Source organism: Faecalicatena orotica, from assembly GCF_905197545.1.
In the GTDB taxonomy this organism is placed as follows: Bacteria; Bacillota; Clostridia; order Lachnospirales; family Lachnospiraceae; genus Faecalicatena_A; species Faecalicatena_A orotica.
On sequence record NZ_CAJJZH010000005.1, the window covers coordinates 33270 to 56915 of the forward strand.

The 23646-nt window shown below is 45.2% G+C and carries 15 protein-coding genes; 12 read left to right on the top strand and 3 right to left on the bottom strand.

The genetic code is table 11. The annotated features are described in order from the left end of the window. Window positions 1-2: 2 nt before the first annotated feature. The gene (locus ABIN22_RS11850) at window positions 3-1010 is read right to left on the bottom strand and encodes a proline racemase family protein (protein ID WP_118621849.1); all 1008 of its coding nucleotides are present in this window, start codon (window positions 1008-1010) and stop codon (window positions 3-5) included. A 385-nt stretch (window positions 1011-1395) separates the two neighbouring features. On the opposite strand from ABIN22_RS11850, the gene ABIN22_RS11855 reads away from it, so the two are divergent. The 6 genes from ABIN22_RS11855 (at window position 1396) to metG (ending at window position 8648) form a co-directional block, all read left to right on the top strand. Beyond that, on the top strand, window positions 1396-1977 hold the full coding sequence (locus tag ABIN22_RS11855; RefSeq protein ID WP_346908851.1) for a helix-turn-helix domain-containing protein: 582 nt from the start codon (window positions 1396-1398) through the stop codon (window positions 1975-1977). A gap of 344 nt (window positions 1978-2321) precedes the next feature. Then, window positions 2322-3227: a quinolinate synthase NadA gene (nadA, locus tag ABIN22_RS11860; protein WP_346908853.1), complete on the top strand. Its 906-nt coding sequence runs from the start codon at window positions 2322-2324 to the stop codon at window positions 3225-3227. A gap of 22 nt (window positions 3228-3249) precedes the next feature. Continuing rightward, window positions 3250-4428: an L-aspartate oxidase gene (locus ABIN22_RS11865; RefSeq protein ID WP_346908855.1), complete on the top strand. Its 1179-nt coding sequence runs from the start codon at window positions 3250-3252 to the stop codon at window positions 4426-4428. An 18-nt stretch (window positions 4429-4446) separates the two neighbouring features. Beyond that, the gene (gene nadC / locus ABIN22_RS11870; RefSeq protein WP_118621852.1) at window positions 4447-5298 is read left to right on the top strand and encodes a carboxylating nicotinate-nucleotide diphosphorylase; all 852 of its coding nucleotides are present in this window, start codon (window positions 4447-4449) and stop codon (window positions 5296-5298) included. A gap of 50 nt (window positions 5299-5348) precedes the next feature. Further along, window positions 5349-5858 (top strand): transcription repressor NadR, encoded by a 510-nt coding sequence (locus tag ABIN22_RS11875; RefSeq protein WP_109732899.1) that lies wholly within the window; start codon window positions 5349-5351, stop codon window positions 5856-5858. Window positions 5859-6746: 888 nt separating this feature from the next. Beyond that, complete coding sequence (gene metG / locus ABIN22_RS11880; RefSeq protein WP_346908857.1) at window positions 6747-8648, top strand: methionine--tRNA ligase; 1902 nt, start codon at window positions 6747-6749, stop codon at window positions 8646-8648. A 156-nt stretch (window positions 8649-8804) separates the two neighbouring features. Here metG and ABIN22_RS11885 read toward each other — a convergent pair whose 3' ends face one another. Both ABIN22_RS11885 and ABIN22_RS11890 read right to left on the bottom strand, forming a co-directional pair. Beyond that, complete coding sequence (locus ABIN22_RS11885; RefSeq protein WP_346908859.1) at window positions 8805-10328, bottom strand: response regulator transcription factor; 1524 nt, start codon at window positions 10326-10328, stop codon at window positions 8805-8807. Further along, window positions 10306-11991 (bottom strand): cache domain-containing sensor histidine kinase, encoded by a 1686-nt coding sequence (locus tag ABIN22_RS11890; protein WP_346908861.1) that lies wholly within the window; start codon window positions 11989-11991, stop codon window positions 10306-10308. The genes ABIN22_RS11885 and ABIN22_RS11890 overlap by 23 nt, the downstream gene beginning before the upstream one ends. Before the next feature lie 365 nt (window positions 11992-12356). Here ABIN22_RS11890 and ABIN22_RS11895 point away from each other — a divergent pair, with 365 nt between their 5' ends. The 6 genes from ABIN22_RS11895 (at window position 12357) to ABIN22_RS11920 (ending at window position 23646) form a co-directional block, all read left to right on the top strand. Continuing rightward, window positions 12357-13622, top strand: coding sequence for an ABC transporter substrate-binding protein (locus ABIN22_RS11895; RefSeq protein ID WP_346908863.1), 1266 nt, complete (start codon window positions 12357-12359; stop codon window positions 13620-13622). A gap of 139 nt (window positions 13623-13761) precedes the next feature. Further along, window positions 13762-14655 carry a carbohydrate ABC transporter permease gene (locus ABIN22_RS11900; protein ID WP_346908865.1) on the top strand — a complete coding sequence of 298 codons (894 nt, stop codon included), beginning with the start codon at window positions 13762-13764 and terminating at the stop codon, window positions 14653-14655. After that, window positions 14655-15488, top strand: a complete 834-nt coding sequence (locus ABIN22_RS11905) for a carbohydrate ABC transporter permease (protein WP_346908867.1) — start codon at window positions 14655-14657, stop codon at window positions 15486-15488. Before ABIN22_RS11900 ends, ABIN22_RS11905 begins: the two co-directional genes overlap by 1 nt. Window positions 15489-15512: 24 nt before the next feature. After that, complete coding sequence (locus ABIN22_RS11910) at window positions 15513-18044, top strand: glycoside hydrolase family 2 protein (RefSeq protein ID WP_346908869.1); 2532 nt, start codon at window positions 15513-15515, stop codon at window positions 18042-18044. A 21-nt stretch (window positions 18045-18065) separates the two neighbouring features. Continuing rightward, window positions 18066-21206 (top strand): alpha-mannosidase, encoded by a 3141-nt coding sequence (locus tag ABIN22_RS11915; RefSeq protein WP_346908871.1) that lies wholly within the window; start codon window positions 18066-18068, stop codon window positions 21204-21206. A 1-nt stretch (window position 21207) separates the two neighbouring features. After that, on the top strand, window positions 21208-23646 hold the full coding sequence (locus ABIN22_RS11920; RefSeq protein WP_346908873.1) for an alpha-mannosidase: 2439 nt from the start codon (window positions 21208-21210) through the stop codon (window positions 23644-23646).

The window sequence follows — 23646 nt, forward strand, 5'->3', positions numbered from 1 at the left end:
TTTTACGCCAGCTGGTATCCCATCGGGAAAATATCTTCCGGGTCCAGCATAAATGTGTGGATTCCTGTTATAAACGCCCGTCCCCTGACTTCAGGAAGGACTGCCGGCAGACCGCCTACTTCAGCGTCATCAACATAGGTACATTCAAATCTTCCGCCGATGATGCTCTCATGGGTAAAAGACTCTCCCTTTTTGATTGCACCCTTCTTCGCCAGCACCGACAGTTTGGCGGATGTCCCGGTTCCGCACGGGGAGCGGTCGATGGCTCCGGGTGGGATTACAACGGCATTTCGGATGAGGTTCGGTTCGTCCTTGCTGTTTTCATAAAACTCTACGTGGGTCACATGATTTGCAAAAGGAATCTCAGGATGCACAACCCGGATCTGCTGGTTAATATAGCTTTTTAACAGATTTCCGGTTTCAATAATTTTTCCGGAGTTCTTCGGTTCCAGAATCAATCCTGCAGAGGCAGCGGGCAGAATCGCATAAATATTGCCACCGTATGCAATATCCAGTGTCAGCGGTCCGAATTCTTTCGTGTCAACGGTCACATTTTCTGCCATCACAAATGCCGGTGCATTTAAAAATGAAACGCTCCTGGCCTCCCCGTTTACAACTTCAATCTTGAGCCTGACAAGACCGGCGGCGGTGTCCAGAGTGACATATGTAAAGGGCTCCGTTACTTCAATCATTCCGGATTCAACGAGGGCGGTTCCGACACCGATCGTGTCATGGCCGCACATCGGCATCCAGCCGCCGACTTCAAAATAAAGCACCCCAATATCGGCTTCTTCGCGGCAGGGGGAAGTAATGATCGTTCCGGACATGACTTCATTGCCTCTTGGCTCATACGTTAGAAGCTGCCTGACCCAGTCACCTTCCGTCCTCATATACTGAAGCTTCTCCAGCATCGTATTACCCTTAATGTATGGAATCCCGCCCAATACATTTCTTGTCGGTTCTCCGCTGGTGTGAGTGTCAATCGTATGAAACGTCTTTTTAATTTTCAAAAATTTTTCCTCCTTCACGAAAATTTGTATACGATTTAATTATTTGTATACATTTATACTGTTAACTTCATTCTATCATTCTTTCTGACAAAAACAAGTGGTGAATTTCATTTTTGTGAATTATTTTTGCTTGAATGTGAAAAAAATAACTTAAAATGTGCTCGGAATGAAAAATAAGCAATGAAAGCATCAATTTTGTGAAATATTTGTTTATGTAAATGAATTTACGAGCCTAGTAAGACATACACCTAAATACTTAACGAGGTATTTCACGAGTTTAGTATTTATGGTACAATAGAAAAACCGGCAGGTCCCGGGGACGGATAAGATTTCACCTTCGGGACTGCCAAATACTGAGATTTCATCCAGAAAGGAGACTATCAATATGAGTCAGGCCGATACGATCGGAGAAAAAATAAAAGCAATCCGCACCTCGCAAAATCTGACATTAAAGCAGTTAAGTGAACTGACAGGATTGTCCACAGGCTTTCTGTCACAGCTGGAGAGGGGGCTGTCGTCCATTGCAGTGGACAGTCTCGAGGTGATAGCAAATGCCTTAAACGTAAACCTCGGAGTTTTTTTTGACAGCTATTCCGAAAAAAACGATGAACCCATCATGTACAGCTTTTCACAGCACTATAACCAGACGGCGTCCAAGATTTTTCAGGCTGTCCTGAACCACGATGTGTCATCCTTTGCAATGCTGCCAAGACTCACCCAGCTCATGCCTCAGGCCAATCTGGATGAAGAAGAGCTTGAGATGTATAACCATAAAGGCGAAGAATTCATCTATGTACTCGAAGGTACGGTCACACTCCTATTAGACTCCCAGAGATACACATTAAATCCGGGCGACTGCGTACAGTTTTCATCCAATAAAGACCATAACTGGATGAACTGTACCAACAAGATAGTTAAACTATTAACTGTTAATATTCCAAGCCCTTTTTACGAAGAAAAAGAGTAAAATTGTGCATATTGTACAAAAATAGCAGGAACAAGGCCAGGCTCTGAGGCAGAGGGCAGGGCCTTTTTTTGTTTCATAGGTAAGTACGTCCTATGAAACAAAAAGCCCTCCCGGCGGGATGCGCACTGCGGCGTAAGTGGTAGATGTCGCAGAGCGACCGCCGCAGGCGCGAGTTTCGCAAGCGAAACTCTATTTTACGTCTGGACTGCAAAGGGGTCAGACCCTTTTGCGGTTATCTGTCTTGTCACCTGTAAACTTATATGCTATAATAGTGAAAATTTACCGCAGATTTTATCTGCAAGTGAAATCCGCCGGTTTAGCGGGCGGGGGAAGGTGTGAAAAAGATGTCTATAGTTGATGAGATTCATGCATTGAAAAAGGAAAAGAATGCAGTTATACTGGCACATTATTATGTGAATCCGGAGGTTCAGGATATCGCCGATTATATAGGGGATTCTTTCTATCTCAGTAAAGTGGCGGTCGGTTTGAAGGAGCAGACGATTGTGTTCTGTGGGGTTTCGTTTATGGGAGAGAGCGCGAAGATCCTGAATCCGGAGAAGACGGTCCTGATGCCGGATGCGTCTGCTGATTGTGCAATGGCGCATATGGCCGATGAGGAGACAATTCAAAGGGTGCGCAGGGAATACGATGATCTGGCGGTCGTGTGTTACATTAATTCAACCGCGGAGTTAAAAGAACTGTCTGATGTTTGCGTTACTTCCGCAAATGCGGTGAAGATCGTGAAAGCGCTGCCGAATAAGAACATATTTTTTATCCCGGACAGGAATCTGGCACATTTTGTAGCGGAGCAGGTACCGGAGAAGCATTTTGTATACAATGAAGGATACTGTCCTGTTCATGAAAAAATGAGGATTGATGAGATCGTGAGGGCAAAGGAAGCACATCCGGGAGCGCTCGTCCTGACCCATCCGGAGTGCCCGAAAGCCATACTGGACCTCTCTGATTACATAGGAAGTACAAGCGGGATTATTGATTATGCGGCAAAGAGCGACTGCGGGGAATTTATAATATGTACGGAAAACGGTGTCCGCCATAAGCTCGAACAGGACAACCCCGGAAAGAAGTTTTATTTTACGGAGACAGAGCCCGTCTGTCAGGACATGAAGACTATCACATTGGAAAAGATACGTCATGTCTTAAAGACAGGCGACAATGAAGTTCATGTGTCAGATGCACGCAGAGAAAATTCCAGAAAACCTCTGGAGAGGATGCTTGAACTGGCAAAATAGGAAAAGCTCGGGGAGGCTGGTTATGGAAATAAAGACAGACATCGTAATCGTAGGCACGGGTGTGGCCGGTTTATTTGCTGCACTGAATCTGCCGAAAGACAAGAAAATAGTCATGATCACAAAATCAGATCTGGAAAGCAGTGATTCATTTCTGGCACAGGGGGGGATCTGCGTCCTGAGGGGCGAAGAAGATTACGATAGTTATTTTGCAGACACCATGAATGCGGGGCATAATGAAAACCGCGGGGAGTCTGTGGAGATTATGATTAAAAGTTCCCCGGATATTATAAATGACCTGGTAGGCTATGGCGTTGAGTTCGAGAAAAATGGTGAGGAATTTGCCTATACCCGCGAGGGGGCCCACTCCAGGCCGAGAATACTGTACCACAAAGATATTACCGGAAGAGAGATTACAAGCAAGCTTCTGGCACAGGTAAAGAAGCTTGGGAATGTTACGATTCTGGAATACACGACTATGACAGATATTATAGAAGAAAACGAAAAATGCGCAGGGGTCATCACCGATAAGGGAGAGATCCGCGCAGACTTTACAATTCTGGCGAGCGGCGGGATCGGGGGAAGGTACAGGCATTCCACGAACTTTCCGCATCTGACGGGTGATGCGCTGGATATCTCGAAAAACCACGGGATCAGGCTGGAGCATCTCGATTATGTACAGATTCATCCGACAACGCTCTACTCAAAGAAACCCGGGAGGCGTTTCCTGATCTCTGAGTCAGTCCGCGGCGAAGGTGCCGTGCTGTACAACAAGGACAAAAAACGTTTTGTGGACGAGCTTCTTCCGAGGGATGTAGTGACTCAGGCCATCCATGAGCAGATGGAGAAGGACGGGACAGACTATGTCTGGCTCTCAATGGAAAACATTGATACAGAGACTATCATGTCTCATTTTCCGAATATTTACCAGCATTGTCTGGAAGAAGGATTTGACGTGACAAAAGAATGCATCCCGGTGGTACCGGCGCAGCATTATTTCATGGGAGGAATCTGGGTGGATTCAGACAGCAGGACCTCGATGGAAAAATTATTTGCGGTGGGTGAGACAAGCTGCAACGGGGTGCATGGTGCCAACCGGCTGGCAAGCAATTCCCTGCTCGAGAGTCTTGTATTTGCAAAACGCGCGGCATCGAAAATCAGGGAAGAGTATAATGTACCAGAACGTTTTCCTGATAAAATGTAAAAAAAGGAGATATTAGAAATGAATAAGATTACAATGACACTTCAGGCAGACAACTTAATCTTAGAAGCCTTGAAAGAAGATATATCAAGCGAGGATGTTACAACAAATTCGGTTATGAAAGAGGCCGTGAAAGGCGAAGTCGAACTGATCTGCAAGCAGGATGGAATCATTGCGGGACTCGACGTATTTAAAAGAGTTTTTGAACTTCTGGATGAACAGGTGGAAGTGGAATTCAATTGTCAGGATGGTGATGAGGTTAAAAACGGACAGCTGATGGGAAAAGTGACAGGAGATATCCGGGTCCTTTTATCCGGGGAGAGAGTTGCGCTGAATTATCTCCAGAGGATGAGCGGGATTGCTACATATACACATTCTGTTGCAGCACTTCTGGAAGGAAGCAAAACAAAGCTTCTGGATACAAGGAAAACAACACCGAACATGCGCATTTTTGAAAAATATGCCGTACGTGTCGGGGGCGGATATAATCATAGATATAACCTGTCTGACGGAGTGCTTTTAAAGGATAATCATATCGGTGCGGCAGGAAGCGTAACAAAGGCCGTCCAGATGGCAAAAGAATATGCGCCGTTTGTACGGAAAATTGAGGTGGAAGTAGAGAATCTGGATATGGTAAAAGAAGCTGTAGAAGCAGGCGCGGACATTATCATGCTTGACAACATGACGACAGAAGAGATGCAGGAGGCAATCCGCGTGATCGGCGGAAGGGCCGAGACAGAATGCTCCGGGAATGTGACAAAGGAAAATATCAGCCGGATTACATCTCTCGGTGTAGATTACGTGTCCAGCGGGGCACTGACACATTCAGCCCCAATACTGGATATTTCACTGAAGAACCTGCATGCAGTATAACAAGGGGAACCAAATTTGCAGAAAAAATCAGGAGGTGACAGCGTCAGATGATGACAGGCCCAGAACGAAGAAGTGATATAATCAGCCGTATCAAAAACAGTGCTGTACCGGTTTCCGGCAAGGCGCTGGCACAGGCTTACGAGGTAAGCCGCCAGGTTATCGTACAGGATATCGCATTGATCCGCGCATCCGGTCACGATATTATTTCTACAAATCGCGGTTATATACTCAACGCACCGAATATCGCCAGCAGGACATTCAAAGTTCAGCACACGGATGACGAACTGGAAAACGAACTATGTTCCATCGTAGACCTCGGCGGCAGGATCGTGAATGTTATGATCAACCACAGGGTGTACGGACACATGGAGGCAGTTTTAAATATCAACTCCAGACGGAAGGTGATGGAGTTCATGGAAGATATCAAAAGCGGAAAATCAAGTCCGCTTAAGAACATCACGTCCAACTATCACTACCATAAAGTAGAGGCAGAAAATGAAGAAACACTGGATTTGATTGAGGAAATGCTCATCAGGAAAGGGTTTCTGATTCAGAATTAAAAAAGCCGGGGCATCTGGCTCCGGCGGAGAAAGGAATGAAAAGAAAATATATGTTAAAAAGCATTTATGCTTTGTATGATTATAAGATAACCTTTATTTGTGATAAAATTGTGATGTTGAAATTAAGAGTTTGTAAAGGAATCATTAACACTTACTGAACTATTGATTTGGTTCCGTACGACAGGGGGGCCAGTCAGGTATTCAGCCAGATTTCCTGCGGACTTTCATAAGAACTGCCTTGACATTCCGATTTTGCTGTGATACGCTTTTTAACAGACCAAATAGAATATTCACTTGGAAAACGCAGTGACGAAGAGAGTAACCTGAAGGACATTCTACAGAGAAATCCCACATAAACCCGGTCAGGGTTCCTAGCTGAGAGGGATGAATGAAGCACAGGCGAACATGGCTTCCGAGCGGCGCACCGAACAGAGGACAGTACGAAAGAATGCATGGCCATCATGAACGGAAGGGCCGGCTATTTGTCCTGTGCAAGGCTGCGATGGGTTCGCCCTTTACAGCGAGGAAGTGCTGACGGCATATCTAACAGATGCATACGGCACTTGCTGAGGTTCTGTCCGTGAGGAGAGAGCAAAGTAGAAGTGGTAACACGGATAACTCCGTCTTCTTAACAAAAGAAGGCGGTTTTTTTATTTCATAGGAAAGTACTCCTATGAAATAAAAAGCCCTCCGGGGGATGCGCACTGCGGCGTATAAGGTAGATGTCGCGATGCGACCGCCGCAGGCGCGAGTTTCGCAAGCGAAACTCTATTTTATTTTACAAAACTTCAAAAAGGTACAGGGCTCTCAGCGTTTTGGTACACCACAAAAGTTAATTAGGGACGTAGTAAACCTTAAAAAGATTACGTCCCCAAGGAGGGTTTTAGGATGGACAAGTATTATATTACAACCGCGATTGCCTATACGTCAGGCAAGCCGCACATCGGAAACACATACGAAATTGTTCTTGCGGATGCAATTGCAAGATACAAGCGAAGCCAGGGATTTGATGTGTTTTTCCAGACTGGCACAGATGAGCATGGTCAGAAGATTGAGTTAAAGGCAGAAGAGGCCGGAATTACACCAAAGGAATTTGTTGACGGTGTTGCCGGTGATATCAAGAGAATCTGGGACCTGATGGATACTTCATATGATAAGTTTATCCGTACGACTGACGATTATCATGAGAAACAGGTTCAGAAGATTTTCAAGAAGTTATATGACAAGGGTGATATTTACAAGGGGCATTATGAGGGCATGTACTGTACTCCGTGTGAGTCTTTCTTTACAGAGTCTCAGTTAGTGGATGGGAAATGTCCTGACTGTGGCCGTGAAGTTCAGCCTGCGAAAGAGGAGGCTTACTTCTTTAAGATGAGCAAATATGCAGACCGCCTGATCGAGCATATCAATACACATCCGGAATTTATTCAGCCGGTATCACGTAAAAATGAGATGATGAATAACTTCCTGCTTCCGGGACTTCAGGATCTGTGTGTGTCCAGAACTTCCTTTAAATGGGGAATTCCTGTGGATTTTGATCCGAAGCATGTTGTCTATGTGTGGCTAGACGCCCTTACCAACTACATCACGGGCATCGGATATGACTGTGACGGTGAGTGTACGGACCAGTTTAAGAAGGACTGGCCGGCGGACCTGCATTTGATCGGAAAAGATATCATCCGTTTCCACACGATTTACTGGCCGATTTTCCTGATGGCTCTGGACCTCCCTCTGCCAAAGCAGATTTTCGGGCATCCGTGGCTGCTGCAGGGTGATGGCAAGATGAGCAAGTCCAAAGGAAATGTGCTCTATGCCGATGAACTGGTTGATTTCTTTGGTGTTGACGCCGTGCGCTACTTTGTTCTCCACGAAATGCCGTTCGAAAATGACGGTGTCATTTCCTGGGAGCTGATGGTAGAGCGTCTGAACTCAGACCTTGCAAATACGCTCGGAAATCTAGTAAACCGTACTGTTTCCATGACAAATAAATACTTCGGCGGTGTCGTATCCGACAAAGGCGCAGCAGAAGGAGTCGACGCAGACTTAAAGGCTGTAGTTGAGAACACACCAAAGACCGTTAAAGACAAAATGGATGACCTCCGGGTTGCAGATGCGATCACGGAAATATTCAATCTGTTCAAACGCTGCAACAAATATATTGACGAAACAATGCCGTGGGTACTTGCAAAAGATGAAGAGAAAAAAGACAGGCTGGAGACCGTACTCTGGAATCTGATCCAGAGCATTTCCGCAGGTGCAGTCCTTCTGGAATCCTTCATGCCATCCACAAGCAAAAAAATTCTGGCTCAGCTCAATAACGGCCATGTAACAGACAAGCCGGAAATTCTCTTCCAGAGGCTGGACCTGGAAGAAGTAATGAAAAAAGTCGAGGAACTTCACCCTCAGGCAGGGGAAACTTCAGAAAGTGCAGAGGATGAGAATGTGATCGACATCGAGACAAAGCCGGAAATCACATTCGAAGAGTTCGGTGCAATGCAGTTTCAGGTAGGCGAAATTATTGCCTGTGAAGCAGTAAAAAAATCCAAAAAACTACTTTGCTCCCAAGTGAAAATCGGAAGTCAGGTAAAACAAATCGTTTCCGGAATTAAGAACTATTACTCTCCAGAAGAAATGATTGGCAAAAAAGTCATGGTACTTGTTAACTTAAAACCAGCCAAACTTGCGGGGGTATTGTCAGAGGGAATGCTACTTTGTGCAGAAGATGCAGAGGGAAACCTGGCATTAATGACACCTGAGAAAAACATGCCATCAGGAGCAGAAATTCGTTAAAAATAACAGAAAATCACAATCAAAGATCCTGCATTTTCAGTAACACAAATGCGGGATCTTTATCTTAATAGGAAAAATATATCAATATCATGACAGCCAAAATTGTTAATAAATTAACAGGGGACGTAGTATTTTTAAGGAAGGCTACGTCCCCAATTAACTTTTGTTGCGGTAGTCGCTTGGTGAGTAGCCGGTATATTTTTTGAATTCTTTCGAAAAGTGTACGTAGTTTGTAAAGCCGGACTTTTCGCAGACGTCGGACATTTTGTAGTCTGTATCAGAGAGCAGTTTTACTGCATAATCCATACGTAGCTGCCGAATGTATTTATTTAGGCCGATTCCGGTTATTCTTTTAAATGTGACGCTTATATAAGAACCATTAAGGTGGAATAGGTTTTCTAAACCCTTGAGGGTAATCTGTTCTGCAAAATGCTGCTCTATATAACGTTTGATTTCTAATATGGCGGTGTCAATATCAACTCTGCGTCTGATTACCTCTTCTGTTATCAGCCCACAGTATTTATAAAGTGTCTCATTGAGTGCCTTGCAGTTATCGTAATTGAGAAGAATTTCAAGGTTATGCAGGGCGCTGATTTCCTGTTGTAGCTCGCCGACATAATCTGTATTTGTTTTTAAAAGGGTACAGTATAATTCTGTAAGGAGCATACAGTATTCATCCAGTGAGACGATCCTATTCTGTAAATGCTCTTCTATGATTCCCCGGCAGTGAAGGACGGCGCCCGTTTGGTTGCCGGCAAGCAGTGAATCAAGCAGTGCATTTTCCGCCTGAAAGACATCCTCCAGACTATAATTCTTTGTATTGAATTCCTGATAAACCAGAAGATACTGTTCAGGATGCAGCATTTTATTACACAAGGCTTTGTGGGCCTCATAATAGGCCTTCGAGACTATATAGTCAGAAGTATGGATATCACTCAATCCGATATAGAGCAGATTCTTTAACAGACTGTCGGATACCGTATAGATACGCCGTAACATGTCCTGGCAAAAAGCATAATTGTCTTCAGAGGAAGAATAGAAGATCATATCCAGCCGGTCAGCATGTTCATGGAACAGGACATGAATATCAGCCTCTGTGGTCGTTTTTATCCTGTCTATGAAGGAAGTATAATCATTATATTTGTTTTTAAAAGAAGCAACCCAGAAAAACATCTCTCCGCCGGAGGCAGCAAGTCCGGCTGAACTTAGGATATCCCCAAAAGTGCTGTATATGTTTTCCTCCAACAGTGAAATAAAATGCTGTCTGCAGGAGTGCCCGGCACGGGCATTTTGTCCCGGGCTATCCGGTTCAAGCTGTTCCACTGCCCTGGCCAGAGCGTGGTTTAATTCCTCTTCATGGATCGGCTTCAGGATATAGTCGACCGTATTGGACTGAAGGGCATGCTTCACATACTCAAAATTACTATATCCGCTAATCATAATTACCTTCACCTGTATCTTAAGTTCTTTAATATAGTCAAGAACCCTCATCCCGTCAAGATGCGGCATTTTAACATCGAGCAGAAGGATGTCCGGATCAAGGGACTTAAGCATCTTGATCGCATCTTTTCCATTTTCCGCTTCCCCGGCAAGAACGCAGTTGTGCTGTTCCCAGTGTATCATACTGATGATGCCGCGGCGGATCAGGGAGGTATCTTCAGCAATTAAAATTTTGTACATCTGAATGCTCCTTTTCTATTAGTTTAAGAAGGACAACAGTTCCTTTATGAAGCGTGCTTGATATCTCCACCCCGCTTCCCGGCTGATAGATCATCTTCAGCCGCTGGCTGATGTTGATCAGCCCGATGGAAGAGCTCTGGCTGCAATATTCGCTGGAATGCTCCAGTTTTTCCTGAATTTCAGCCAGTGTGTCAGGCGGAATTCCTTTCCCGTTGTCCTCTGCCCTTATCAACAGAGTGCTGTCAATTTCTTCTATACTTAGTCTGATTTCCAGATTCGTATCAGAATTATCAAACCCGTGATTAAAACAATTTTCTATAATCGGCTGGATGATCAGCTTCGGAACAGGAACATCCAGAAGCCTGTCCGGTATCCTGTACTGCAGAGAAACTTTATTATCACAACTGATACTCTGCAGTTGGTAGTAATTTTTTACATGCTGTATTTCCTGCCTCAGCGGAATCAGTTTTTCTGTCTGCTGGGTAGTATAGCGGAACATATCCGCAAGGCAGCATACCATGCGGGAAATCTCCGCTTCATGTCTGATCTGGGCCATACTGTTTATATTTTCGAGGGCGTTATATAAAAAGTGTGGGTTGATCTGGGACTGTAAGGCCCGAAATTCCGCATTTAAATGCTGTATCTCCTGATTGTAGGATTTCTCAATAAATAAATTAAGCTGCTCCAGCATGTGATTGTAACTTTTCCCCAGGTACTCAAATTCGTCATTTGTCCGTATGTCCACGTAGCTGTTAAGGCCCTCAGGCCAGGCCGTCGCCATTGCATTCTGCAGTACCTTGATCGGAGCTGTCAGTCTTTTGGCCAGTAAGATAGCGATCAGGATGAAGACAAGGGTACAGGCGAAGAAAATCCAGATTACAGGTACGGTTTCCATAAAAAATTTAATGTTGCCTGCATCGTAATCCTTCAACTGGATTAACTTGTATCCATTTTCAAGCGTTATGGAACTGGGGAGTACAGTCATATTTTCAAACTGTACCGGTCCGGCCAGCCCGTCAGGGAACAAGGCGTCTGAAGACTGGTTTAAATAAGTGCCGGCAGAATTATAGATGATCTTCTTTTTTTCGTCAGTAATCATGGTGGTGTCCGTATTATAATCCAAAAGCTTATTAAAAATATTCGAATGGAACTGGACCACGGCCATACCAAGATATTCACGGGTATTCAGGTTGAAAAGCGGCTGCATAATGACTGCGATATAAACAGGTGCATTGCCAGTCAGGTAACTGTTTGTGCAAAAACCGGTCAGGAGGGGGAAATCATATGATTTTATATCGGAAAGCTCTTCACATTTCTTTTTAATATCAGAAAGGTAACGGTTTCCATTGTAAAAATAATCCGTCCCGTCGTCGGCGATCAGATAAATATTCTCAATATCATAAGTATTTACCGTGATATCTCCCATCGTGGCGGCATATAGCCGGTCGGCCCGCAGATGCTCATAAGGGGTCTCAGGCCTTTGAGAAAGCAGGTCCTGAAGTGTTTCAGAAATAAAAATAGAATCCGTTACATGCGTAAACCCCTTAAAGTAAGCATTCAGATTACTGGACATGGACTCTAGATTGCTCTGGTTCATGGTTGAGTCATTCTGAACAGCCAAACGGTATAGTTTCACGGAAATAAATGTACTCAGAATAGCCATAGGCATAAATATGACAAATATAAGCAGCAATATTAACTTTGCGGAGAATGTGTTTTTTAAGCGCTTCATAATGAATCCTTTCTCTTTCTGATATTCAGATCAATCTTCTGACCGGATAAAGTGTAGGGGGTATATTATGAATTATAACAGAAATCAGAAACCGTGTAAGCAAAAAGGAGGTGCAGGAATATCATCCTATAAAAAACACAACATGTGTCAAAAAAAACACAAGTAAAACAAGAATGGTTACGATGTGATTAGTCGTTTTAAGGAAAAACAACAAAAATATGGCAGGAAGAAAACATGGGAAAAGAAAAACGTAAATGATAATATAAACATAACAAATATCCGAAGGAGGAAAAGATATGAAAAGAGCAGTGGCAGTTCTGTTATCAGCAGCTCTGGCAGTTACAACACTGGCAGGATGCGGAGAATCAAAGGAGAAAAAGGAAGAAGATGGAGGAAAAGGATCGGACAAGGTGGTCGAAATTAATTATTTCACATACCGTTCCCAGGCAGACAGGCATCCTGAAAAGCTGATTGAAGAGTTTGAGAAACAGAACCCGGGAATTAAAGTGAATTATCAGATTGTTAAAAATCTGGATGAATATTTAAAGGCGCAGCAGGTAAGAATGCTCTCAGGTACGGACATTGATGTTACGACAGTACGTCCTGAAGGTATTGCGGACTATATAGATGCCGGTTATCTCATGGATATTACCGGTAATGAGTACTTGAATAACTATAAAGAAGGAATGCTGGATAAGATCACAAGAGACGGTAAGGTCTATGGAATCGCAGATGCAATCAATCTGATTGGTGTTTATTATAACAAGGATATGTTCAAGGAAAATAATATAAAGGTACCGGAGAATTACAAAGAGTTCATGGAAGCCTGCGAAGCTTTCAAGGAAAAGGGATTCTACAGCATGGCAAATGGATGTAAGGATGGCTGGCCGATTAACTTTGATATTTATACCTATATGCATGACCTTATTGTGAAAGACCCTGAAATTTTCGAGAAGGCAAACCGTGGTGAAGTTGCTTATACAGATCCTGTATTTGTTGATGCATTTAAGAAGATAGATAACTTTTATAATGCAGGGTATCTTTCACCGGATTCCATGAGTTTTACCGGTGATGATGCAGTGGCACTTTTTGTAGGTGAGAAAATACCGATGCTTTGCCAGGGTGAGTGGCAGGCTACCGTATTTGATGATGCGGATCTTGATTTTGAACTGGGCGTATTCCCGATACCTGTAGAGAGTACTGACGAAACCGTTATACCTGTATCGGTAGGTTCATACAATGCCGGTGTCTCAAGCACAAAACATCCGGAAGAAGTAAATAAGTTTCTGGAGTTTATGTCTACACAGGAAGGAGCATCCATTACTGCGAATCAGATGAAATCATTCAGTCCGGTTGAAGGCGTAGAATTAGAGGGCGATTCCGCCATGAATCTGTTTAATCCGTTCCTGACGGAAAAGAGCGTGGACTTCTTCTATTCAAGCCAGAATGCGGAAGATAACTCTGAATTAGACAAACTGCTGCAGGAAATGTTCCTGGACGTTATTACACCGGAAGAACTTGCACAGAGTCTGGCGGATTGCAGAGACCGATCGGCAGAATAACCAGTACAGTATGATACGATTCCTGCGGATTACAGGCAGGAAATAACAAGCTGTTGTAAATAGTGGATGGGAAATCACAGACCGGTATCATGAAATAAGGGGTGATTTCTCATCCATTTTCTAAAAGGAAGGAATGACTATGTACCAGAACAAGAAGAAGGAGAAAAGACTTCTCCCGTATCTGTTTATGCTGCCCGCAATATTAATTTTTGTGTTTGTCTATGCAGGGCCGATGCTGGCCACATTTGTACTGGGCTTCACAGACTGGAACGGAATCAGTCCCGGTTTTGACTTTATAGGGCTGAATAACTTTATAAAAATATTTACGGATAAAAACCTGATGGAGCCGCTTTTGAATACGTTTGAATTTACGATCCTTACAGTCGTGATTCAGGGCATACTGGCGCTGCTTCTGGCCGTGGCGCTCAACAAAAGCTTTAGAGGAAGAAATTTCTTTAGGACAGTACTTTTTCTGCCGTGTGTCGTCTCTATGGTTGCAGTCGGATATGCCTGGTCTTTGATCTTCAACCCGGTGATGGGACCGCTCGGTTTAATAGCGGAACACTTCGGCTGGCAGTTTCTTGCAAATATCAAGTGGCTTTCCGATCCACAGATTGTAATGTATTCCATCGTTCTGGTCAATGTATGGCAGTGGACCGGCTACAATATGGTGATTTATCTTGCAGGACTGCAGTCGATACCGACGCACTTATATGAGGCTGCATCGATTGACGGCGCAGGTAAGGTATACCAGTTTTTTAAGATTACACTGCCGTTAGTGGCACCATCTATTACGATTAATGTGGTCCTGTCAACAATGGGGGGGCTGAAAGCCTTTGACCTGATGTACGTTATGACAAACGGCGGACCGGGACATGCAAGCGAGACATTCGCAATGGCGAGTGTAGATGCATTTTTCAGGCAGAAAAATGCAGGACTTGGGTCTGCTATGGCATTTTTAATGTTCATTATGATTCTGTTTGTATCCTTTGTACAGAATAAGCTTTTAAGTAAAAGGGAGGTAGATGTCTGATGATAACGAACAGCAGCAAAATACAGAAATTTTTAAAGATCCTGATTCTGGGTATCATAGCCTGTCTGGTGCTGGCGCCAATTCTGATTGTAGTGGTGATATCGTTTAAAACGGAACCGGAATTTATGAAGACCAACTTCCTGCCCACATTTCCCCTCCATCTTGAAAACTATATCAAGGTATGGAAGGATGCCCAGATACCGAAAGTCACGTTTACAAGCCTTACGATTACGCTCTGTTCAGTACTGGGACAGGTCTTTGCCGGGTCATTGGCTGCTTATGCCCTGACCAGTATGAAGTTTAAACATGCAAAAGTATTTTCTTCGCTGTTTTTGATCCCTATGGTATTTTCTATTCAGACTGTCATCTTCCCGTTATTTCTGATTTATAAAGAAGTACACCTGCTAAACACAAGGACCGGTCTGGTTATTATCTATATTGCCACAGGGCTTGCAACCTGCATCTTCATATTTACGAAGTTTATGCAGTCCGTATCAAAAGAGATAATCGAGTCCGCGCAGATAGATGGTGCAGGGCACTTTCGTACCTATTTTCAGATTATGCTGCCACTTACAAAGGCACAGATATCGACGATAGCCATTATCAACGGACTAGGTGTCTGGAACGATTTTTTCCTGCCATTGATGATGTTTACGGATGGAAGCATTAAGACTTTGCCTCTGAGCATGTATACATTTACGACAGAATATGGGCTGAAATGGACGCTTGTGAGTGCAGATATTGTGTTCATGCTTCTGCCGATGGTCATTATCTATCTTCTGCTGCAGAAGTACATCATTGAAGGTGTGGCAGCAGGGGCAGTAAAAGGTTAACAAAAGAATAATGAGGAGAAAAAAATGATCTACAACTTATCAGACTGTAAATGGAAAGTGAAGGGATATTATCCGTGGGTTCCACTCAAAGACCGCAGTATGGAGACCGGAAAAGAACTCCAGGGGATTACGGACTGGATAGAAGCAAAGGTACCGGGAGGAGTCCACTATGATTTGTACAAAGCCGGAATAATCTCCCATCCATATAGAGATATGGAAAGCCTGAAATGTGAATGGGTGGAGAACAGATGGTGGCTGTACCAGACAGTGATTCCTAAGGAGGTTATCAGGGGAAAATATCAGACACTTGTTTTTAAGGGAATTGATTATAAGGCGGTTATTTATATAAATGGAAGAGAGCGGCGGCGTCACGAAGGCATGTACGAACCGATTGTGATCGACATGACACAGGAGGCTGCTTTGGGCGGAGACATCGAGCTGAAAGTACTGCTTATGCATGCGCCCGATGAAATGGGGCAGATCGGAATGACGTCACAGACATATACACAAAAAAGCCGCTTCAACTATAAATGGGATTTTTCAACGAGACTGGTTAATTTAGGGATATGGGATGACTGCTATATCAGATTTGAAGAGGATGCGTCGTGGGAGCAGCCTTATATATATACCGATTATCAGGATAAGGGCTATGTACATTTTTCGGCAGGTGTGAGACAGAGGGACAAGGCTGGTGTTTCCTGTGAAGCTGTCGTCACACTGGAAAACGAAGACGGAAGGATGCAGCAGGTACTGCCTGTGTCAGGCGGACAGGTTTCGGGTATGTTTGAAGTTGAAAATCCAAGGCTGTGGTATCCGAATGGATCTGGCAGGCAGGATCTTTACCGTATCAGGCTGGAATTGAAAACAGGCGGTGTAATTCAAGACAGCTTTGAAACAGAAGTGGGTATCAGGAGTCTTGCGTATCGAGAAAATGAAGGCAGTCCCAAGGGCGCGCTGCCGTATACGTTTTGCATAAATCACATGCCTGTATATATAAAAGGGGTAAATATGACACCACTTGATCATATTTACGGGAATGTCAATGAGCAGCACTATGAGTATCTTGTCAGGATGATGAAAAACATGAACGTAAACATGGTACGTGTATGGGGTGGCGGACTTATTGAGAAAGAAGTATTTTATAAACTCTGCGACAAATACGGCATCATGGTCTGGCAGGAGTTTATTCAATCAAGCTCCGGACTGGATAATATCCCGTCAAAACGGCCGGAATTCCTGAACCTTCTGAAGAAAACAGCAGAGTCCGCGCTGAGAGCGCTGAGGTCCCATACTTCGCTCACAGTCTGGAGCGGGGGAAACGAGCTGACAGATGAGAACTATGTACCGGCAGGATACGGGGATGAGAACATCGCCATGTTAAAGCAGACCGTGGAATCTATGGACAGGCAGCGGATCTTCTTCCCCACATCAGCTTCAGGGCCGAACGAGTTCATCAATAAAGAGAAAGATGTAAGCCATGACATTCACGGAAACTGGAACTACATGGGTAATCCCGGACATTATGAACTGTACGCGGGTACAGACAGTCTGTTTCACAGTGAATTTGGTACGGAGGGGATGTGTTCTGTAAGGAGTCTGGACAGATTTCTGTCAAAAGAGTGCCAGACGCTTGAGCCTGCCGCGGTGAATATGGTATATCGCCATCACGGAGAGTGGTGGTGCACCTTTGAGAGGGACCGGAAAATTTTCGGGGACCGGAAAAACATGGAAGAGATGGTGAAGTGCAGCCAGTGGATGCAGGCGGAAGGCCTCAGGTTTATTCTGGAGGCGAACAGGAGAAGAAAGTTCCATAATAGCGGAAGCATTATCTGGCAGATCAATGAGCCGTGGCCGAATGTATTTTGCACTAGTCTTGCAGACTATTATCTGGAGCCTAAGATGGCCTATTACTGGAGCAAAATAGCATTTGCGGATCTGGCGGTATCTCTTGACTACCGTAAACTGGATTACCTTCCAGGAGAGCGCTTTTCCGGCGGTGTATATGTCGGGAAGGAAATTCCTGCGGCGCAGATGGACTACGATCTGGAATGCGAGGTGCTCGACCTGACAGGAAAACGGATTTTCCGGAAAGTTCAGGAAGGCACAGCCTGCTGTTCAAAAACAGAGAAAGCGTTCGAACTGGACTTTTCCCTGCCGGAGGAACTGGATGGAATGTTTGCAGTCAGGCTGCATATAGAGATGGGGGAACAGAAAGCGGATAACGTATATTTCTTCTCCTGTGGAAGCACCCTAACGTATTCCGGGGCACTTGCAATGGAAAAGGGAGAATTATCAGTAAATATGAACGAAAGCAGCGGCGGGATCATCAAAGCGCAGCTTAAGAACACAGGATGTGTCCCGCTTCTGCATATTTATCCGTATTGCAGTGAAGAATTTAACCTGCTGTGCGACAGGAGTTATATTACGCTGTTTCCGGGTGAAGCGGCAGAAATAAAGATACAGTATTCACCTAAATTTGAATCTGGATTTTTGAATCACGATCTGAAGTGCGAGTCAACGCGGCCGGAAATCAGATTTGACTATTTTAATATGTAAAGAACAAAGTGGAGGTCATACATGGACGCATACATATTGGAGAAACTGAAACACCGTATACAGGAGTTAGAGGATGATATACATGCGGAATCAGAACAAATCACCTCCTTAAGCTATACAGAAGAGGATGATCTGAAATTCCGTGAACCGGGGTATGACGATTCCGGGTGGAGGGTCCTGAACAGCGGCCAGGAATGGAACGGACACGACAGTGTCATCTGGATCAGGGGGACGGTGAAGATTCCGCTGTATTTAAGGGGCCGGTGCCTTGATTTGAGAGTGGAGGCAGGACCGAAGGAAACAATGGAAATCAAGGCCGAAGCGCTTCTGTATCTGGACGGAACAGAAAGCTGTGCGTTTGATAACTGGCATTCCAGAATGCGGCTGGGCACAGAATGGAGTAATCGTGAGGAAATTCCTATTGCGCTGCGTGTATGGTCGGGAATGAATGAAACTGGGCAGAAGCGCCATTTTCAGGGGATCTGGCTGGAACAGGTCCGGGAAACAACAGAAAAATATTATTACCTGTCCAAAATCCTGCTGGAAACAATTCAGGAACTGGATGCAGAAGATTACAGGAGAGTTGATCTGATAAAAATTCTGGACAGCAGTTTTCTGCACGTGGACTACCTAAGCAAAGGCAGTGCTGAATATGAGCAGAGTATTCATACGGCCTATCAGTTCCTCACAGAAAATCTGGAAAAAATGAAGATGCACCAGAGTGGAAAACCTGTTGTTGCCGTCTGCGGGCATACGCATATAGACATGGCCTGGCTGTGGAGGCTCTGCCATACGACAGATAAAGGCGCCAGAAGTTTTTCAACGGTGCTGCATCTCATGGATCAGTATCCGGAATATAAGTTTTCCCAGAGTTCACCGCTGCTTTATGAGATGGTTCGTGAAAAATATCCCGGGCTGTTCGGGAGAATCCGCGAAAAAATCAGGGAAGGCAGATGGGAAATAACCGGTGGTATGTGGGTGGAACCGGATACAAATATCCCGGGCGGAGAGTCTTTAGTGCGGCAGCTCCTGCTTGGCAAGCGGTATATAAAAAAAGAATTCGGGAAAGACACGACCGTACTGTGGCTGCCGGATGTGTTCGGCTATTCATGGGTGCTGCCGCAGATTCTGAAAAAAAGCGGCATCCGTCTGTTTTGGACGAATAAGATGAGCTGGAATCAGTATAACAGAATCCCCTATGATACGTTCATGTGGAGAGGCCTTGACGGCACAGAGCTGCTGACACAGCTTGGGACCTGCCCGGAAAAAGGTGTGACATGGGGGAGCACCTATAACGGGGTAATTGCCCCGTGGGAAGTAAAAGGAACATGGGACAAATACCAGCAGAAAGATATTAATCAGGAAGTACTGATACCGTTCGGATGGGGAGACGGGGGCGGAGGTCCCACGAGAGAAATGCTGGAGGCATATGAAGTCATGCATGACCTGCCGGGGCTGCCAGAAGTGAAAATGAAACATATTGAAGCATTCGCGGAAGATCTGGAAAAAAACCTGGACAAGAAGGAAGTACCTGTATGGGATGGAGAACTGTATTTCGAATACCACAGGGGCACTTATACTTCACAGGCATTTATAAAACGGGAAAACAGAAAAGCAGAGGTTTTATATCATGACATTGAATTGTTTTCTTCTGTTAGGGATGTCCTGAAAGAAAGCCATTCCTACCCGTCAGAAGACCTTGAAAAGAACTGGAAAAAAATCTGCACAAATCAGTTCCATGACATCATACCCGGCTCCAGTATTGCAGAAGTCTACAGGGATGCCAGGGATTTGTACAAAGAGATCCATGACGACGGAAACCGCTTATTAACCCGGGCCCTGGATGATATCGCAGGATCTGCCCGGCTGTCAGGGGACAAAGTCATAGTCTTTAATTCACTGCCCTGGGAACGGAATGGCCTGATCGAAATCGCAGATGTGCCTGAAAATAAGGTCCTGATGGACGGCGGAAAAGAAGTGCCGGTTCAGTACACGATGAGGGGCGGAAAGAGATACGGTGAGTATCTGGCCGGACAGATCCCTTCCTGTGGCTTTAAAAGCTTTTACTGGGCAGACGGCGGGACGCAGCAGGAAGATAAGCCCTTTAAATGGGACGGGGCACTGGAAACCCCGTATTATAAAATCGAGTTTAACCCGTCAGGGCAGATCATACGGATTTACGATAAAGAATACAAAAGGGAGGTGCTGGCAGACGGCGGGCTCGGAAATGAACTATGTGTATTCGAAGATAAACCGCACCAGTTTGAAGCCTGGAATACCGAGATTTATGCTTATCAGAAATATAAGAGCATCACAAAACTAAGAGATGCCGGGGTGATAGAGAACGGGCCCCTGAAAATGGTTCTTGAGCTTACATATGAATTCGGAAAATCCATGATCCGCCAGAGAATTACGGTATACCAGAACAGCAGGGAAATACGGTTTGACACGTGGTGTGACTGGCAGGAAAGACATTCTCTCCTGAAGACTTCGTTTGATGTGGATATACGCTCCACACAGGCGGTTTACGATATCCAGTTTGGCAATGTCGCTCGGAATACGCACTCGAATACAAGCTGGGATTATGCACAGTTTGAGGTGTGTGCACATAAGTGGGCCGACCTGTCGGAAGGAAATTACGGTGTCACGCTGATGAATGACTGCAAATACGGTTACGACATTAAGGGCAGGAAGATGCGCCTGACACTGGTTAAGACTTCTTCTTATCCGGACCGGAACGCGGATCTGGGAGAGCATATTTTTACTTATGCATTACTGCCTCACGGGGGTTCCTGGAAAGAGGCCCAAAGCCACAGAAGTGCCTTCGAACTGAACTATCCGATGCACTGGAGAACGGCGGACCAAGGGCAGGAGTATCTTCCGGAGCAGTTTTCCTTTGTCCGGTCAGACAGCCACAATATTGTGATAGAAACGGTGAAGAAGGCAGAGGACGAAGAGGCATGGATCATCCGTGCTTATGAATGTATGCAGTACAGAGGGAAGGCTGCCTTCTGTTTTGACAGAGAGCCGGCATCTGTATGGGAGTGCAGCCTGATGGAGGAAGAGCTTATGCCTGTCGAAGTGAATGGCAGCAGTTTTACCGTTGAGGTGGCACCATATGAAATCAAGACATTCAAGGTTACTTTTAAAAGAGGAATATGATATGGGAAAAAAATTGATCATGATCGGTCACGGACATCTGGACCCGGTGTGGCTGTGGGAGTGGCAGGAAGGGATGCAGGAAGTGAAAGCTACATTTCGTTCGGCTCTGGACCGGATGGATGAATATGATGAATTTGTATTCACCTGCAGCTCTGCGGCATTCTATGAATTTGTGGAGGAAAATGATCCGGAAATGTTCAGGGAAATAAAAAGACGGATAGAACAGGGCAGGTGGAATATCGTGGGCGGGTGGTGGATAGAGCCGGACTGCAACATTCCCTGCGGAGAGTCATTTGCACGTCAGGCATTGATCGCGCAGCGGTATTATATGGAGAAGTTCGGCACAATTGCAGAGACCGGTTTCTGCCCCGACAGCTTCGGACATGCGGGGACGCTGCCTATGCTGCTGCGGGGAGGGCGAATGAAGAATTATGTCTTTATGCGCCCAATGCCGGGGGAAAAGCCACTGCCAAAGGAGACTTTTGACTGGTATGCACCGGACGGATCGAAGGTCCGCACCTTTCGTCTTCCGTATGAATACCTAAGCTGGGAGAACACGCTTAAGGAGCATATTAAAAGGTGTATGGACGCAGTCAGGGAACCGTTGGATCAAAACATGTGCTTCTACGGTGTGGGAAATCACGGAGGAGGTCCTACACGGGCAAATCTGGAGTGTATCCGTACAATGCGCAGTGAGGAAGGAATGGGCATTTCCTGCGGCACGGTAGAGGAGTATTTTGCGGCACTGGACACCCGGACCGGATATCCTGAGGTCACAGAGGAACTACAGTACCATTCTCCTGGCTGCTACAGCGCATGCAGGATGGTAAAGCAGTATAACAGAAAGTCGGAGAACTGCCTGATCCAGTCGGAGGTATTCTGTTGTATTTCTGATCTGGAGCAGTTATACGCCTACCCGGATAACTTTAATGAGGCATGGAAAAGAGTACTGTTCAATCAGTTTCATGACATTCTGGCAGGAACCTGTATTGCGCCGGCTTATGAGCATGTCAGGGACACTTATGGATTTGCACTGACAATTGGTCATGAGAATATGAACCATGCGCTTCAGTCTGTTGCGTGGAATATTGATATTGAAAAGGAAGAGGGAATGCTTCCGGTAGTACTGTTTCACTCTCATTCGCGTCGGGCATGCCAGCCGGTGGAAGTAGAGTTTCAGGGGACGGACAATGTAACATCTGTACTAGACAGTGATGGCAGGAGTGTTCCATTTGCGGTGATTCCCGAAGAATCACTGGCTGGCAGAAGGACAAGAATTGTGTTTCAGGCAGCAGTACCGTCGCTTGGATACTGTGTTTACCGGGTATACAGGGAAAATACGCCGAGGAAGTGGGACGAGGTTAAGAAAATTGAGGACAGTATCAGGATCGAAAACGAGTATCTGGAACTGACGTTTAAAAAAGACGGGTGTCCGGGAATAGATGCCCTGTATGACAAGGAAAACGAAGTGTCTGTAAGCCATACCGGTTTAGGAATCCCGAGAGTTATGGAAGATGCCGGCAGTGATACATGGGCTCACAATGTATACCGGTTCAATGAGGTCTGCGGGGAATTTTCAAAAGTAAAGACGGAACTGACTGAGGCCAATTCTGTGAGACAGGGGGTGCGTGTGACGAGTGTCTGTGGATCTTCTGTGATGATTCAGGAATTCTATCTTTACTATGGAAGTAGAAACATAAGGGTTTCGGCCAGACTTTTATGGCAGGAAAAGGGAAAAGTCCTGAAACTCTGCTTCCGGCCCGACACCATTTTTAACCGCTGTACTTACGAAATACCGTATGGAAGAGCGGAAAGGGCAGTCAACGGCAGTGAAGTATGTGCCCAGAGATGGCTGGATTATGCAGGGGTTGATAAAGATAGGGGATTCCCTTATGGGTTGGGTCTGGTCAATGACAGCCAGTACAGTTTCAGTGCAGAACATCAGTCATTTTCTATGACGGCCGTACGCTCGGCAGTTTATGCACACCATGAGCCGGAAGAGCTGCCCTGTGAGGAGAGGAGACACTATATGGATCAGGGGTGGCACGAATTCCAATATATTCTTATACCGTATAAAGGAGCGTTCGAAACAAGCGGCATCATTCAGGAGGCGGAAGAGCTGAACTCTCCACTCAGGCCACTTGTGGAGACATGGCACAGGGGGAAGCTGCCAATGAGTGGGAGCTACGCGGAGATTACCAGTGAGAATATCTCCATTACGGCTTTTAAAAAAGCGGAATCGAAGAATGGATTTGTGATGAGAATGCAGGAACTTTATGGAAGTTCTGTTCAGACACAGCTTATTCTTCCAAAACAAAACCTCTCATTTTCGATTCAGTTTCAGCCAAATGAAGTAAAGAGTATTTGGCTGTATGATGCAGGGGAAGAGCAGGGCTGGAAGATGCAGGAAACCGATTTTTTGGAAACGGAGGATCAATAA